The sequence below is a fragment of the Paraburkholderia sp. BCC1876 genome, assembly GCF_902833695.1.
Classification (GTDB): Bacteria; Pseudomonadota; Gammaproteobacteria; order Burkholderiales; family Burkholderiaceae; genus Paraburkholderia.
In genome coordinates, this window is the sequence record NZ_CADFGI010000001.1 from 984,082 (window position 1) to 998,383 (window position 14,302).

11 protein-coding genes are annotated in these 14,302 nt (G+C 62.7%); 5 read left to right on the forward strand and 6 right to left on the reverse strand.

The window, feature by feature from the left end; translation table 11 throughout:
• Positions 1-1,028 precede the first annotated feature (1,028 nt).
• Positions 1,029-1,457: a GFA family protein gene (locus HWY05_RS04255; RefSeq protein WP_176057492.1), complete on the forward strand. Its 429-nt coding sequence runs from the start codon at positions 1,029-1,031 to the stop codon at positions 1,455-1,457.
• 51 nt (positions 1,458-1,508) lie between these two features.
• On the opposite strand, the gene HWY05_RS04260 is transcribed toward HWY05_RS04255, so the two are convergent.
• Positions 1,509-3,134 carry a methyl-accepting chemotaxis protein gene (locus tag HWY05_RS04260; RefSeq protein ID WP_035563627.1) on the reverse strand — a complete coding sequence of 542 codons (1,626 nt, stop codon included), beginning with the start codon at positions 3,132-3,134 and terminating at the stop codon, positions 1,509-1,511.
• A 370-nt stretch (positions 3,135-3,504) separates the two neighbouring features.
• Between HWY05_RS04260 and HWY05_RS04265 the strand changes: the two genes are divergently transcribed.
• Positions 3,505-4,620 (forward strand): GAF domain-containing protein, encoded by a 1,116-nt coding sequence (locus tag HWY05_RS04265; protein WP_176057493.1) that lies wholly within the window; start codon positions 3,505-3,507, stop codon positions 4,618-4,620.
• A gap of 107 nt (positions 4,621-4,727) precedes the next feature.
• On the opposite strand, the gene HWY05_RS04270 is transcribed toward HWY05_RS04265, so the two are convergent.
• Together HWY05_RS04270 and HWY05_RS04275 are read right to left on the reverse strand one after the other, a co-directional pair.
• A complete protein-coding gene (locus tag HWY05_RS04270) occupies positions 4,728-5,060 on the reverse strand; it encodes a DUF2322 family protein (protein ID WP_035558712.1) in 333 nt (110 codons plus the stop codon).
• 74 nt (positions 5,061-5,134) lie between these two features.
• The gene (locus HWY05_RS04275) at positions 5,135-7,021 is read right to left on the reverse strand and encodes an SMP-30/gluconolactonase/LRE family protein (RefSeq protein WP_244146529.1); all 1,887 of its coding nucleotides are present in this window, start codon (positions 7,019-7,021) and stop codon (positions 5,135-5,137) included.
• An 873-nt stretch (positions 7,022-7,894) separates the two neighbouring features.
• Here HWY05_RS04275 and HWY05_RS04280 point away from each other — a divergent pair.
• A complete protein-coding gene (locus HWY05_RS04280) occupies positions 7,895-9,595 on the forward strand; it encodes a S53 family peptidase (protein WP_176057791.1) in 1,701 nt (566 codons plus the stop codon).
• A 146-nt stretch (positions 9,596-9,741) separates the two neighbouring features.
• On the opposite strand, the gene HWY05_RS04285 is transcribed toward HWY05_RS04280, so the two are convergent.
• Together HWY05_RS04285 and HWY05_RS04290 are read right to left on the reverse strand one after the other, a co-directional pair.
• The gene (locus HWY05_RS04285; protein ID WP_244146486.1) at positions 9,742-10,248 is read right to left on the reverse strand and encodes a lipocalin-like domain-containing protein; all 507 of its coding nucleotides are present in this window, start codon (positions 10,246-10,248) and stop codon (positions 9,742-9,744) included.
• 68 nt (positions 10,249-10,316) lie between these two features.
• Entirely contained in the window at positions 10,317-11,594 is a 1,278-nt protein-coding gene (locus tag HWY05_RS04290; RefSeq protein ID WP_176057496.1) for an MFS transporter, read from the reverse strand.
• Positions 11,595-11,702: 108 nt separating this feature from the next.
• Here HWY05_RS04290 and HWY05_RS04295 point away from each other — a divergent pair, with 108 nt between their 5' ends.
• Both HWY05_RS04295 and HWY05_RS04300 read left to right on the forward strand, forming a co-directional pair.
• The gene (locus HWY05_RS04295; RefSeq protein ID WP_035558725.1) at positions 11,703-12,602 is read left to right on the forward strand and encodes a LysR substrate-binding domain-containing protein; all 900 of its coding nucleotides are present in this window, start codon (positions 11,703-11,705) and stop codon (positions 12,600-12,602) included.
• 130 nt (positions 12,603-12,732) lie between these two features.
• Positions 12,733-13,026 (forward strand): DUF1330 domain-containing protein, encoded by a 294-nt coding sequence (locus tag HWY05_RS04300; RefSeq protein ID WP_035558727.1) that lies wholly within the window; start codon positions 12,733-12,735, stop codon positions 13,024-13,026.
• Positions 13,027-13,095: 69 nt separating this feature from the next.
• On the opposite strand, the gene HWY05_RS04305 is transcribed toward HWY05_RS04300, so the two are convergent.
• Positions 13,096-14,301 carry an aminotransferase class V-fold PLP-dependent enzyme gene (locus tag HWY05_RS04305; RefSeq protein ID WP_176057497.1) on the reverse strand — a complete coding sequence of 402 codons (1,206 nt, stop codon included), beginning with the start codon at positions 14,299-14,301 and terminating at the stop codon, positions 13,096-13,098.
• Position 14,302 lies beyond the last annotated feature (1 nt).

Sequence of the window (14,302 nt, forward strand, 5' to 3'; positions counted from 1 at the left end):
CCTGCGGCTGCCTGAAAACAGGCTCGCCAAAGCGGCGTTCAGGTCCGTCCATCGGACGGAAAAAAGTGGCGGGGTCGGCGCTTCACGTCATCACGATCACGAGTGGCCGATATCGCGTATCGATCGCCCGTGTCGTTGTTCGTTGACATCCGTTTTTCGTTGGCCCCGCCGCACCTCGTAAAACGCGTTGAATTCCCCGAACGCGACTTACGAAGACTGTTGCTGCTGCCGGTTTTTTTCTGCCTGTAGCGTGTGATGCCTGTTTCTGCTTTTCCCGCTTCCCGGCTGCAGCGTGTTTCGCTTTGTGATCGACTTATTGCAACGGCTGTGCCATGAGGCCTCAAAGCCTTGCTGGGCAACGATGTGCGATCCGGCACGCGGGATAAGAGGGGGGCCGCGACGAGCGATGCGTCGAAAGTGAGACGTGGTTTGGCGGCCGGAAAAGTGCGCTATGGCGATGCGTAGTGCATCGATCGGGCCGCCGAAAAACTGTCGGCGCGTTGACTGGCAATGGTTTGACGAATGCTCCGGTCAAAACTGCTTGCCCTGGATGCGACGAAGTAGCTTTTACCCGACGTGGACCGGAATGTCGCAAAGATGAGACGCGGGAATGCTGACGCGAGACGCTGTGGCGGCCCCGCACGCGGCAATGGCGTGCTTCGCTATGTGCGGTGCCTCGCATTGCGCGATTGACCGGGGCTCAATAAACCGCTGCGCGTGCCGATGGGCCACGCAGGATCGAGATGTCATGAAAAAAAATTTTGCGCGAGGCGAGCAGGCCAGGCAAGGCGTGCGGACGACGGCCGATCTTGCGCATCGCGTTGCAGGCTGCGCGTCTTGACGAAAGCAAGGGCGTTTGCGCGCACCGCAATAGAACGCGCGGGTCATAAAAAAGATCGCGCGCAGCGGGTGGCGCAGCGTTTGAAATCCGCCCGAGGCGCTTTGTGTCCGGCTTAGTTCAAAGCTGCGTGCGTATCAGCGACGAGCAAGCGCGCCTCTATACTTCCGGCGCACAACCTGGAGACACGATGAGCGTACCGAATGCGTTGCAGTGCCTGTGCGGCACGATCAGGATCGAGTTGAGCGGTGAACCCGTGGCAAGAGCGAACTGCCATTGCGGATCATGTCGCGACTTCTACGGGACTTCGATGTTGTCGGCCACCGCGTGGCCCGCGGAACAGGTCACTGTCACGCGCGGCAGCGTGTCGACCTTCAGGCATCCGGCTAAACAGTTGACACGCGCCTTCTGCGCCGCGTGCGGCGAGATCGTGTTCGGCACCAATCGGCTCGGCATGCGGGTTCTACCCAACAGCCTCGTTGCGCGAGCCGCGGGCGGTGAACTGCCCGAAGCGTTGCGGCCGACCCTGCATCTGTTTTACCGGCACCGCCTGGTCGAGGTTCAGGACGAGTTGCCGAAATACCTCGACGGTTGGGACGGGCCGACCGCGGCGCTTTAAGCGCCGGCGGCGGCCCCATGAGCCGCCTTTACCTCGCCTCAGCGACCTGCTTCAACCAGCCGCTTCGGCCAGCACCGGCGCATGCCGATGCTGATCGGCAGCCCAACCCGTCGACAACGTCCGCGCCCCACCCTGACCCAGCCGGAACACCGAGGTCGCCTGCTTGAGGTTGCCCGCCTGCTCTTCCAGCGACTGCGCGGCGGCCGCGGCTTCCTCGACCAGCGCGGCGTTCTGCTGCGTGACCTCATCCATCTGCGAAACGGCCTGATTGACCTGCTCGATCCCACGGCTCTGCTCTTCCGAAGCCGCCGCGATCTCGTTGACGATGTCGGAGACGCGCTTGATCGCCTGCTTGACCTGCCCCATCGTTTCGCCGACACCCGCCGCCTGGCGCGTGCCGCCGTCGATAATCGCGACCGACGACGTGATCAGTTCCTTGATCTCCTTCGCCGCCGAAGCCGAACGCTGCGCGAGGCTGCGCACTTCGCTCGCGACCACCGCGAAACCGCGGCCCTGTTCGCCGGCGCGCGCCGCTTCCACCGCTGCGTTCAGCGCGAGGATATTGGTCTGGAATGCAATGCCTTCGATCACGCCGGTGATCTCCGAAATCTTGCTCGAACTGCCGCTGATCTGTTCGATCGTGCCGACCATCGCGCGCACCGCGTCGTCGCCCGTATCGGCGAGACCGGTCGCGCCGGTGGCGAGGCTGCTCGCCTGACGCGCGTTGTCGGCGTTCTGCTTCACGGTCTCGGTGAGTTGCGTCATGCTCGCAGCGGTTTCCTCGAGCGAGGCGGCCTGTTCTTCCGTACGCGCCGACAGATCCATATTGCCGGCCGCGATTTCACGCGAAGCGACCGTGACCGATTCCGTCGACGTCTGAATGCCGCGCACCGTCTGGGTAATCTGCCGGTCCATCGTATCGAGCGCTTGCAGCAACTGACCGAACTCGCCCTTCACATCCAGCACGATGCGGTTGTCCAGATTGCCGGCGGCGATCTCGTTGGCCACGCCGATCGCCCGATTGAGCGGACCGCCGATCGCGCGCAGCAGAAATATCGACGTCGCGACCATCACCGCGATGCCGGCGACCACCAACCCGATCGCGATCATCAACGCGGTGTTCGCGGTCGATTCACTGTCCGTGTTGAACTGTTTGGCCTGATCGACGTTGATCTTCAGATCGTCGCCGACCAGTGAGAGCAGCGTGTCGGACAACGCCGCCTGATCGTTCACCACCTTGGTGGCGCCGTCGTAATTGCCGGCCAGCAGCAGATCGGTCGCCTGGTCGGTGAGTTGCTTGAGTTGCGGCAACGCGTCCCGGACCTTGTCGGCCACGGCTCGCTCATCGGCCGCGCTGACGCGGGCCGGATAGTAGTCGGACCACGCGCCGTTCATGGCGTCGATGTCGGCATGAATGCCGTCGATCGTCTGCTTCGTCATGGCAGGATCGTGAAACACCTGGATGCGTCGCAGCTTCAGGCGAACCCGCAACTGGGCCGCGCGGAAGTTCGCCAGATCCAGAATCGGCACGGTCACGCCCGAGTACGAATCCGTCACGTTCGACTTCAACTGCGAAATCGCCGACAGGCTGAAAACGCTGATCGCCGCCATCAGGACGAAGCAGACCCCCATCGCCAGCAGAATTTTGAAGCGGATCGTTTGGAAAAAACCATTCATGTGAAGTCCCCTTTGGGCGGCGCATTGAACTCCTTAACGGCATGGCGCCATGCATCTTGAGTGGAGGACTTCCATATTTTCCACTTTGCAAGCTAATAAAAAGGGATTGTTGGCAGATCGAAGGGAACCGGCTACGAATCGGTCACTGCGCCAGAAAGGTCTGTCTACCGGGCGATAGAGCAAAAAAATGCCGGCAGGGGCCGGCATGCAAGTCCTTCGTAGTCGGGGTACCGCGAAGGCGTTGAATCGGTTGATTCAAATTAGAGTGTATCACCAAGTTTCATATTTTCCATATTGCTCAGGTTTGCCGGGTTCTTGTCGATAGCCTAAGAATCGCCTATTGTGGCAAGCACCTAAAATTCATACCAATATGGACGACCCCATCATCACCACCCGCGCGGCCGCCAAGTTGCTTGGCGTGTCGATCCGCACCGCGCAGGTGTGGATCGAACAGAACGCGATCGAGTCGTGGAAAACGCCGGGCGGCCACCGGCGCGTACGCCGCAGCGCCGTGACTGAATTGATGGGACGGCTCAAGCCGCAAATCGCGCAACCTTCCACGTTTGCCGTGATTCATGCGTCCGAGCATCGGCTCGGCCACTATTGCGACGTGCTCGCAGCCACGCCGGAATGCGCGGTGGTGGCCGACAGCGACGCTTACGCCGCGTTGCTGTCGATCGGCGTGCTGATGCCGTCGATCGTCATTGTCGAACTCAACCGGATGGACCGCGACCGCCTGACGATGATCCGGCGCATCGGTCAGCATCCGGCGCTCGGCCACACTCAGTTGCTGGTGATCAGCCCGCTCGGCGCAGCGCATCTCGCGGCGGAAACGGAGCTCGGTGAGCGGCTGCATGTGCTGGGCGCGGAGTGGACCGAAGCGGAGTTGCAAACGCGCGTGCGGGATCTGCTCAGTCAGGTGGACGAGGCCGCGCGGCAGCCGGTGACGGTGGACGGTGCGCCGGACATGCCCGTGCCGGCCAACGAAGCGCGACGGCTGCAGGCCGTTGCCGCCGCGGGCCTGCTCGACACGCCGGAAGAAGACGCCTTCGACGAGATCACGCAGCTCGCCGCGCAACTGTTCGACGCGCCGATCGCATTGCTCACGCTGCTCACACCGGAGCGCCAGGTGTTCAAGTCGCACTTTGGGCTCGAACGCGCGGAGACGCCGCGGTCGTGGGCGTTCTGCAATTTCACGATTCTCGAGAACGACGTGCTGGTCGCCGAAGATGCGGCAACCGACGCCCGTTTCGCGCGGAATCCTTTCGTGACCGGCGAGCCGCATATTCGCTTCTACGCGGGTACGCCGGCGCGGGACGTGCAAGGCTATCCGCTCGGTTCGCTGTGCGTGCTCGACCGCGTGCCGAGACAATTCGACACCACGCAGAAGGCCAAACTCACGACGCTCGGCTCGCTCGCGTCGGATCGGATCAATTTGCGGATCAGGGAGAGGCAGTTGCGCTGGGCGCAGAACAAGACGCATTGATGGGAATGCGGGCGGCCTGCAGGCCCGCGTGCGTCATAGCCACTTAGTGTTTGCGGCGCGCTTCGGTATCCCGCATCGCGCGCCGCGTCATCCAGCACAGCGTGCGGTCAGGCCGCTGCTACCACGTTGATCCGCAACGCCGGGCCGCCCGCCACAATCGCGAGTAGCAGGTCGACGTTCGGATGCGCGCCCGGACGATTACGCGCGTCGGCGGTGTGTTCAGCGAACAGCGCGAGACCCTGCCCGGCCGCGTTGGCGTCCAGCGTACCGAACGTCTGCTGCAGGTAGTGATACACCGCGAGCGAGCCCTGCTTGCCCGGCTTGTTCTCGATGCTCGCCACCACGGCGCCATTGCCGTCGATCAGATCGATACGCGCGACGCCGTCGATAGCGGGCATTTGCGCGAGGTTGTCCTTGAATACGTTGCTCGGTTGAATCACTGAAACTACTCCTTGTGTTCGGAAAATTGCATCGCGGGCCGTATCTTATCCGATAGGCCACGCCGCAATTGCCGTCACGGCGTCCAGCGATGCACCACGATACTCGAACCGTTGTAGTTGTCTTTCGTGATCACGTACTCGCCCGAGGCGCGCAGAAACGCCCGCAGCCCGTACATCGAATCGACGTCGTTGCCCACGTCCACGGTCGCCGGACTCGCGTTGATCAACGTGGTGTCGAGCTGGCCCGTGGTCAGATTGAACGCGTCGATATTGGGCACCGTGTGCACGTAGCCGACGAACAGATAATTGCCTGCTGCGGCGATCGACTTCGGATTCACGCTGCTGAGGGTAATCACCGGATTAGGCCGCGTCGTGTTGCCCGCGCTCCATCCGTGATAAACCTCGATGCGCGATTGCATCGCCGTCCAGTCCCAACTGCCGGCAATGCCTTGGGCGAGAATCATCGTGTCGCTTTCAGGCAGGTAGAGAATCCGCGTCAACGGCCGGATGGTCTGCGGAATGGAGATCGTCACGGCCGGTCCCCATAGCGGCTTGCCCGTGCCGTCGAAACCGCTCAACGGGTAATGATAAATGTGATTCGTGCGGTCCAGACCCGCCCACACATCGCCCCGGCTGTCGATACAAAAGCCACCCGTGACCTGGCGATCCGTATTGAACGTCGTGCCCGGAATCGACGCGTCCGGAATCGCGATATAGCCGCTCGCCGCGTTGAAATGATAGAAGTAGAAGATGCCGGGATTCTGCCCGGACGCCACCAGAATCCGGTTGCCGCCCACCGTGACGAGTTGCCCGAAATGCTCGTCGCGTTGCGTGTCGTTCATGTTCAGACGCGGGTCGGACGGATAGGTAAACGGATCGACCGTATTCGCGACAAAGGTGCCGCCCGCTGTGCCGGTGTAGATGTGCGCGCCGCTGTAGAAATAGGCGCCATCCGTCGACGGATCCGGTGCGGCGACCGCCTCGAAATTCAACGCCTGCAGCTTCCATTGCAGATTGCCGTTGCTGTCGTACGCGTGCAGATCGGTCACGCCGTTGCGGCCCATGTCCCAGCTACCGCCCCACGGATTGTTGAGCACGTACAGATTGCCGGCCGCGTCTTTGCCGATGCCCGCGACGCGCGTGAAGCGCTTGTCGCCCACCTGGCCTTTAATGCCGCTGGTGGTGTCGAGATAGCCGCCCTGAATGCCGAATGTGCCGACAAGCGTCGGTGCAGCCGCGATGTTGTACAGCTTGATGTTCATATCGGGGCCCTGGTCGCCGACCAGCAGTTGCCCGGACGTGGCGTCGAAATACAACGCGGACGGTCGCGACGTGGCGGCCATCTGGATCGTGTTCAGCGTCACGCCGGCCGGGCTGAATTCGACGATCGTGCCCGTGCTTTGCTGCGCGACCCAAAGATTACCCGCGCTATCCAACGCGAGCGCGCCGGGGCTCGTTATCGTCATGTCACGCTGCCAGACGCCGTCGGTCGTGAACACGCGTACGCGATTGCCGAAGAAGTCGCTCGCATACAGCAGCGAGCCGGCGGTCGCGAGGCCGGTAATGACATCGGCATGCGGCACGCCTGTCCATACGCTGACGGGAATCACCAGATCGCGCGCCTGCGTCACGCGGTTGTAGCGCCCGACCGACCCGCTGCCGAACGAGCGGTTGTACTGCAAGGCCGCGAAGATCGACGTGGCGTTGCCCGTGATCGCACTGCCCTGAAAATCGGCATGCGTGCCGATCGAGCCGGCGCTTTGCCCGTTCTGATAGATCGCGACGCCGCCTTCGTTTTCATCCCACAGCGAGGCGGTGTAGATCACGCCTTCAGGCGCGACCCACAGCGAGCGCGCGCCGTTGCCTACGTGCGTGGCGAGCGTGCCGAAGGTGTTTGCCAGCCAGTCGGTGGTGTATTGCGCGCGGCTGGCCGATGAGAACAACGTGAGCGTGGCGAACATCACGCAAAAAAGTACGGGGTAAAACCGATGCCTGACCATGCGTAACGCGCTCCGAACACTATCTGCTGGCCAATGTACAACGTCAGATATGAAAAAATATTCAATCGTCTGAGGAAAAAAATACCGCACAGATGGCGCGTCTACGCGGTCGACATACAAGGAGAAATCTGGCGCTAGCGCGGCGTGGTCAACGCGACATGGCGAACACCGCAAGCGCGGTCCTCACGTCATGACGTGACCGCGCTGCCAATGCGCACTGCGATCTGCGCGCATAGCGCGCTTCAGCGCGACGAACGCAAGGCCACTCGCCAAATTCGGAAATAATCACATTACCCGAATCCAATTACGGTAAGAATGAGATCGTGAATCGCATAATAAGCTTTTTACTTTCATCAATAAGCGATATTCGAATTATAAAACCGAAATGAAATTGTAATTTAAATCGAAAGTTGAGATCAAAATAGTTAATTAGACTTTCGCTTCCATTTCGCGTCAGAACACGCCAGCAGCGGCTACCATCATCCAATTTGCATCATAAATTCGAAATAAAACAACCGCTTCAATCGAAATGATGGTTCAAATACGGATAACTCGCCTGCTCATCAACTATCCATTCTGATAGGTACCGACTCCGTGTAATGAACGGTAATTTTGCGTCGCTCACGATATTTAACCGAGCACCCCTTAATTACTACCCATAACTGCGCCGCGAGACGGTATTCCCTTTTTATTCAAATTCGACCGGAATTACCCACAAGGTAGATTCCGGCGTCTCCTCGCGCTGTTGTCTCAGGAGGTCACATGAAATCGTCAATCGTCAATCGAACGGCTTTCGGCCTGAAGCGTCACGCGGCCGTTGCCTTGCCTCTCGCCATGGCTTCGTGCGCCGTGTTCGCGGCGTCGGCGCCGTCGTCCACCTTGTGGACGACGACCGACACGAAGGCGTTCGTCACGCCCAGCCAGGTGCAGACGCGCTCGCTCAGCGCCACGCCCCTGCTCGAACTCGCCGCCGGCGAGAGCACGCATATCGTGGTCAGCCTCAAGCTTCGCGACGAGGCGAAGCTGAAGGCGTTCGCGCAGTCGGTCAATCAACCGGGCAACGCGCAGTTCGGCAAGTTCCTCAAGCGTCAGCAGTTCATCGATCAGTACGCGCCGACCGAAGCGCAGGTGCAACAGGTCGTCGCGCATCTGCGCAAGAACGGCTTCGTCAACATCAGGGTCGCGGCGAACCGCCTGCTGATCTCCGCCGACGGCAGCGCCGGCGCGGTCAAAGCCGCCTTCAATACGCCGTTGGTGCGCTATCAGTTGAACGGCAAGAGCGGCTACGCGAATATCGCGGCGGCGCAAGTGCCGCAGAACCTCGGCGAGATCGTCGGTTCGGTGCTGGGCCTGCAGAACGTCGCGCGTGCGCATCCGCTGCTGAAGATCGGCAACCGCTCGGCGGCGAAGACGCTGGCCTCCGGCACCGCGAAAGCGCACTACCCGACGGAATTCCCGGCGATCTATGACGCCACCAGCCTGCCCACCGCCGCGAACACCACGGTCGGCATCATCACGCAAGGCGGTGTGTCGCAAACGCTGCAAGACTTGCAGCAGTTCACCAGCGCGAACAACCTCGCCTCGGTCAACACGCAAGCGATCCAGACCGGCTCGCCCGATGGCGACTACAGCGACGACCAGGACGGCCAGGGCGAGTGGGATCTCGACAGTCAGTCGATCGTCGGCTCGGCGGGCGGCGCGGTGCAACAACTGCTGTTCTATATGGCCGACGACAGCGCGTCGGGCAACACCGGCCTCACGCAAGCGTTCAACCAGGCCGTCTCCGACGACACCGCCAAGGTGATCAACGTGTCGCTCGGCTGGTGCGAAGCGGACGCGAACGCGGACGGCACGCTGCAAGCCGAAGACCGCATCTTCGCGGCCGGCGCTGCGCAAGGTCAGACGTTCTCGGTGTCGTCCGGCGACGAAGGCGTGTACGAATGCAACAACCGCGGCTATCCGGACGGCAGCACGTATTCGGTGTCGTGGCCGGCGTCGTCGCCGAACGTGATCGCGGTCGGCGGCACGACGCTTTACACAACCTCGGGCGGCGCATGGTCGAACGAGACCGTGTGGAACGAAGGGCTCGACGGCAACGGCAAGCTGTGGGCCACCGGTGGCGGCTTCAGTTCGTTCGAGAGCAAGCCGTCGTGGCAGTCGGTGGTGACCGGCACGCCGGGCCAGCGTCTGCTGCCGGACATTTCGTTCGACGCGGCGCAAAGCACGGGCGCGATGATTTACAACTACGGTCAGCTTCAGCAGATCGGCGGCACGAGTCTCGCCTCGCCGATTTTCGTCGGACTGTGGGCGCGCGTGCAGAGCGCCAATTCGAACAGCCTCGGTTTCCCGGCGGCCAGTTTGTACAGCGCGATCAAAGCGACGCCGTCGATCGTGCATGACGTGAAGTCGGGCAATAACGGCTACAGCGGTTACGGCTATAAGGCAGGCACGGGCTGGGACTATCCCACGGGATGGGGCAGCGTGGATATCGCGAAGCTCGCTTCGTATATCAGCAGCCATTCGTTCAGGAAGTAAGCACTCGGGCCGGCTCGTGATGAGCTGAGCGCTTGAGCGGGCGCCGATGATGCGGTGGGTTAAACCAGGTCATCGGCGCTCGAACGATTCATGCATCTTTCACGTCGGCGCATATTGCGCGTGGCGTATCGCGCGTCGCGTTTGGCTTAGCGCAGCCGACGCCAGACCGAAATCGGCACGTCGCCATTCGGCCGCGGTACGACGCGATAGCTGAGTTCGTCGCCCACCAGTTCATAGTACCGGGTTTGCGTCTGCCCTTCCCAATTCGGGAACGACGCCTTATCGATCTGAAACGTCAGCGTATGCGCGGCGGCATCGACTTTGATCGTGCCGAAGTGCGTGCTGGACCCCAGCACGGAGGCCGCGTATTCGGCCGGTGTGCCGCTCTGTTTATCGCCCGACGCGAACCGTGGCCGCTCGGCTCTGAAAATCTGCAGCGTGTAACGGCCTTCGCGGTCGATCTGCAACATGCCTTGCGGCGCGGCGCCGAAGTCGTGCGCGCGTACGCCGTCGGCCTTGATGACGTCCGCGGCCACGAGCGACCAGGTGCCGGCCAGCGGCGAATCCGGCGGGTTGTTGTCACCGGCGTGCGACGGCAGCGAAACCAGTGCAGCGGATACGGACAACAAGGCTGGGAAGATGAGTTTGAGCATCGTGTTTGGGTTCATGTTCAGGTAGGAAGGGTCACGGAATCGAAGCGGAAAAATGCACGACGTCCGCGTCAATTGGACGACGCCGACAACGACGATGCGGGCATGGAAACTGAAGGCGCGGGTGATAGAAGCGGGTTGATGCGGCGCTGCCGGCTGGCGAGCAGAACGATCGGAATCAGCAGCGCCAACGCGCTCGCCTGAGCCAGATAAAGCTGGCGATAGAGATGATGTCCGGCGCTCGCCGCGACGACGACATACACCACCAGCCCGGCCAGGCCATTGATCGCGTTGAAGCTGGCGCTGACGCGCCCTTGATAGGCGGAATCCGTCGCGCGTTGCGCCGTGCTGAGGGCGATCACGCTGCTCTGAAAGCTCGCGCCCAGTCCGGCGTAAATCGCGAAAGCGGCCACCTGTCCCCGGCATACCGAGAACGCGAGCAGGCAGGCGGCCGCGATGCCGAGACCGAGCAGCAGGACCGTGCGCCGCCCGAATCGATTCGCGAGCCGCACCACGAAGAACCCGCCGGCAATAGCGCCTAAAGCGTAGCCCGCATCGATCTTTCCGAATGCCGCGGCGCTCAGATGCAGTTCCTCCCGCACGAAGGGCGCGAGCATCGCATTCATGCCGAACACCACGCTCATGTTCGCGACGAAAAGGCCGTAGAAAAAGCCGATCTCGGGACGCTCGACAATATGCGCGACACCCGCGCGCAGATCTCGCCAATAGTGCTTCGGCTTGCCTTCACCTGCACCTTCAGATAAATGCGCCACTTCTCCGGCCGCCGTCAACCGGCGAGCCGTGAGCCATCCGAAAACGCCCGCCAGCAAATAGGTCACGCTGGCGACGCAGACCGTTGCGGCCGCACCGATCGACGCCAGCACGATGCCCGACGCCGCCGCGCCCAGCACCTGCCCGGTTTGGCCCGTGACCACGGTCAATGCGTTGAGCCGCAGCATGTCGTCGGCGCTGGCGTTGCGCGCGAGCGCCGCTCGCCAGGACAGCACCTGGACTTCGTTGCCCAGGGCGACGAGAAAGCTGATCGCATACGCCGAGGCCGCCGTCGCGTGTCCGCCGGCATAGAGCGCCGCGTAGGCGAGCAGCATGGCCCATCGAAACAGATCGGCGCGATACGCGAGTCTGGCGGGGTCGCCCCGGTCGATCATGAGCCCGATCACCGGCGACAACAGCAAACCCGGCAGCACCGTCATGATCAAACTTAGCGCCGCGCTCGACGGATGCCCGGTGATGTCGATGATCAGCCAGGTGTTGATCAGGAAGAAAAAGCCCGTGCCGATCTTCGAACTGGCGGTCGTCGCGCCATAAAGCCGAATGGTGTGGGGAGTCATGGGCGCAGTGGCGGGAGTCCCGAAGTTTTCCAATTCGGGAACCTTAAACGTCCTAGAATGATTAGAAAATTGAATATTTCTTATCCGACACATTCACAAAACCGAACAATGAACCGGATCAATCTCGACATGGACGTGCTGCGCACGCTGGTCACCGCGCAGCAGCTCGGCAGCTTCAATCGCGCGGCCGACCGCCTTGGGCGCTCGCAGTCGGCGGTGAGCCAGCAGTTGCGCAAGATCGAAGAAAGCGTCGGCGAGGCGCTGTTTCAGAAGCAGGGTCGCGGCCTCGCGCTAACGCCCGCCGGCGACGTGATGCTGGCCTACGCGCGGCGCATTCTGGAGCTCAACGACGAGGCGGTGAGCGCGGTGCGCGGCTTCGCGATCGACGGTCTGGTACGCATCGGCTTGCCCGCCGACTTCGCCGAAACGTGGCTGCCGACCGTGCTTGGCCGGTTCAAACGCGCGCATCCGGCGGTGCGGATCGAAGCGGTGGTGGAAGGCAACCGGCGTCTGCTCGAACGGCTCGACAAGGGCGAACTCGACCTCGTGCTGTCGCTGGGTCAGGAGGCGCGCGCCGACGCCGAACCGGTCGGCGCGGTGGATCTGGTGTGGATCGGACCGGCATCGGAAGAAAGGTTGTGGGCCCGAGACGAGCCGATTCCGCTGGTGCTGTTCGAGGCGCCGTGTTTCTTCCGGCAACGCGCGCTGGAGGCGTTGGATAAAGCCGGGCTGCCGTGGCGAATCGCGTTTACGAGCCCGAGCTTGCCCGGTTTGTGGGCCGCCGTGGAAGCGGGCCTCGGCGTCACGCTGCGCACGGCGGCCGGTTTGCCCGCGAAGCTTCAGGTGGTAGGCGATGCGCTCGCGCTGCCCACGGTGCGCGCGCCCACGCTGCAGGTGTCGCTGCACGACGGTACGCGTACTTTGGAACCGGCGGTGGCTCGTCTGAAAGACATCATCGCGGAAACGATCGCGGGCAATCTGCCGGTGGCAAATGCCCGAGCGGCCTGAGCGCGGCATTACACGCGGCTGAGGGTCATCATCGTCATGCCGCGCCGCCGGCCGTCCCGGAAAGCGACATAATGCCGGTTGTCTGCTGTGTCATGCAGCGACCGCATTCTCACCGAACCAGGAGATTCAAATGAGCAAGGGCTATTGGGTAACCGCATATCGCGCCACCAAAGACGCATCGAAACTGGCCGCGTATGCGCAACTCGCGGCGCCGGCCGTGGCGGCCGCGGGCGGCAAGTTCATCGTGCGTGGCGTGGCTGAGGATGCCCGCGAGCAAGGCCTGAAGGAACGCACGGTCGTGATCGAGTATCCGAGCTACGAACAGGCTGTCGCCGCGTACGAAAGCGAAGCCTACAAGAAGGCGCTCGAGGCGCTGGGCGACGGCGTGGAACGCGATCTGCGCATTGTTCGCGGCGCGGAATAACGCGTTCATCCGCAGGCAACGGGGCGGCTCTCTCGCGAGAGCCGCCCCGTTTTTTTGCGCTGCCGGCAATCAGTTCGACTGCACCACCAGTGTGTGTATCTGGCTCAGCAATCGTTCGATTTCCGCGTCCGTGGTCAGGTAGCTGATCGACGCGCGCGCGATCTGTTGCAATCCTCGCGACGTCATGTCGAACGGCGTATAGCTGACGCCGTTGCTGCCGATCACGATGCCCTGCGCGGCCAGACTGCGCTGCACCGTGACGGCGTCGAGACCGGCGAGGTTGAACGCGACCAGGCCTGAACGTTCGGCCCCGAGATCAAGCACCGTCACACCAGGCAGTTCGGCTAGTTGCACGCGCAACCGCTGCGCCACACTGTCGATCTGCGAGCGGATCGTTTCGATGCCGATTTCCAGCGCCTCTTCGAGCGCATTCGCCAGTCCGCAGTGCAGCGCGAGCGCAGCCTCCGACGATTCGAAACGCCCCGCGTCATCGCGCAAGACGGGTTCGCCTCTCGCGTCCAGCGGCGCGGAATGCGTGTCCGTGTACGGCGGCGTCAAACGCGGCAGAAACGCCTGCCGCACGTACAACAGACCCGTGCCTCGCGGCCCGCGCAGTCCCTTGCGTCCAGCGGTGCTCAGCACATCGCAACCCAGCTCGGCGACATCGATCGGCAATTGCCCCGCAGCCTGCGCGGCGTCGATGAAATATGGAATGCCGTGACGGCGCGCCACCTGCCCGATCGCCGCGGCCGGATTGATCAAGCCGCCGTTAGCCGGCAACCACGTCAGCGCGATCAGACGCACACGCTCGTCGAGCATGGCCTCCAGCGCTAGCGGGTCCGCCGCGCCGTCGGCGTCGCAGGGAATCACGTCGATCGACACGCCAACACGCTGCGCCAGCCCACGCATCATGCCCAGATTGCCTCCCCATTCATGACGGCCGACGAGGATACGCTCGCCCGCCCGCCACGGACCCAACGCGGCAAATGCCGCGCCCCAGCCGGGCGAATTGCCCGTGGTCAACGCGATCTCGGCGGGCTGCGCATTGAACAGCCGCGCGGCCAGTCCGCGTGCGCGTTCAGTCTGCTCGCGTCCCACGATGCCGGCTTCCATCGGCCCGGTCGTGGCTTCGCGCCAGAGATGCGCGTGAATCGCCTCCAACGTCGCCGAAGACGGCAGCGAAGCGCCCGCGTGATTGAAATGCGTGGTGTGCTGCGTGCCCGGCGTGCGGGCGCGAAGTGCCTCCACGGCGGCGGTCGAAAGAAGAGCGGACATG

What these genes read in the sequence shown, in the direction of transcription:
- HWY05_RS04255 (WP_176057492.1), top strand. Translation starts at nt 1,029, where the DNA reads ATGAGCGTACCGAATGCGTTGCAGTGCCTGTGCGGCACGATCAGGATC.
- HWY05_RS04260 (WP_035563627.1), bottom strand. Translation starts at nt 3,134, where the DNA reads ATGAATGGTTTTTTCCAAACGATCCGCTTCAAAATTCTGCTGGCGATG.
- HWY05_RS04265 (WP_176057493.1), top strand. Translation starts at nt 3,505, where the DNA reads ATGGACGACCCCATCATCACCACCCGCGCGGCCGCCAAGTTGCTTGGC.
- HWY05_RS04275 (WP_244146529.1), bottom strand. Translation starts at nt 7,021, where the DNA reads ATGTTCGCCACGCTCACGTTGTTCTCATCGGCCAGCCGCGCGCAATAC.
- HWY05_RS04280 (WP_176057791.1), top strand. Translation starts at nt 7,895, where the DNA reads ATGGCTTCGTGCGCCGTGTTCGCGGCGTCGGCGCCGTCGTCCACCTTG.
- HWY05_RS04285 (WP_244146486.1), bottom strand. Translation starts at nt 10,248, where the DNA reads ATGCTCAAACTCATCTTCCCAGCCTTGTTGTCCGTATCCGCTGCACTG.
- HWY05_RS04290 (WP_176057496.1), bottom strand. Translation starts at nt 11,594, where the DNA reads ATGACTCCCCACACCATTCGGCTTTATGGCGCGACGACCGCCAGTTCG.
- HWY05_RS04295 (WP_035558725.1), top strand. Translation starts at nt 11,703, where the DNA reads ATGAACCGGATCAATCTCGACATGGACGTGCTGCGCACGCTGGTCACC.
- HWY05_RS04300 (WP_035558727.1), top strand. Translation starts at nt 12,733, where the DNA reads ATGAGCAAGGGCTATTGGGTAACCGCATATCGCGCCACCAAAGACGCA.
- HWY05_RS04305 (WP_176057497.1), bottom strand. Translation starts at nt 14,301, where the DNA reads ATGTCCGCTCTTCTTTCGACCGCCGCCGTGGAGGCACTTCGCGCCCGC.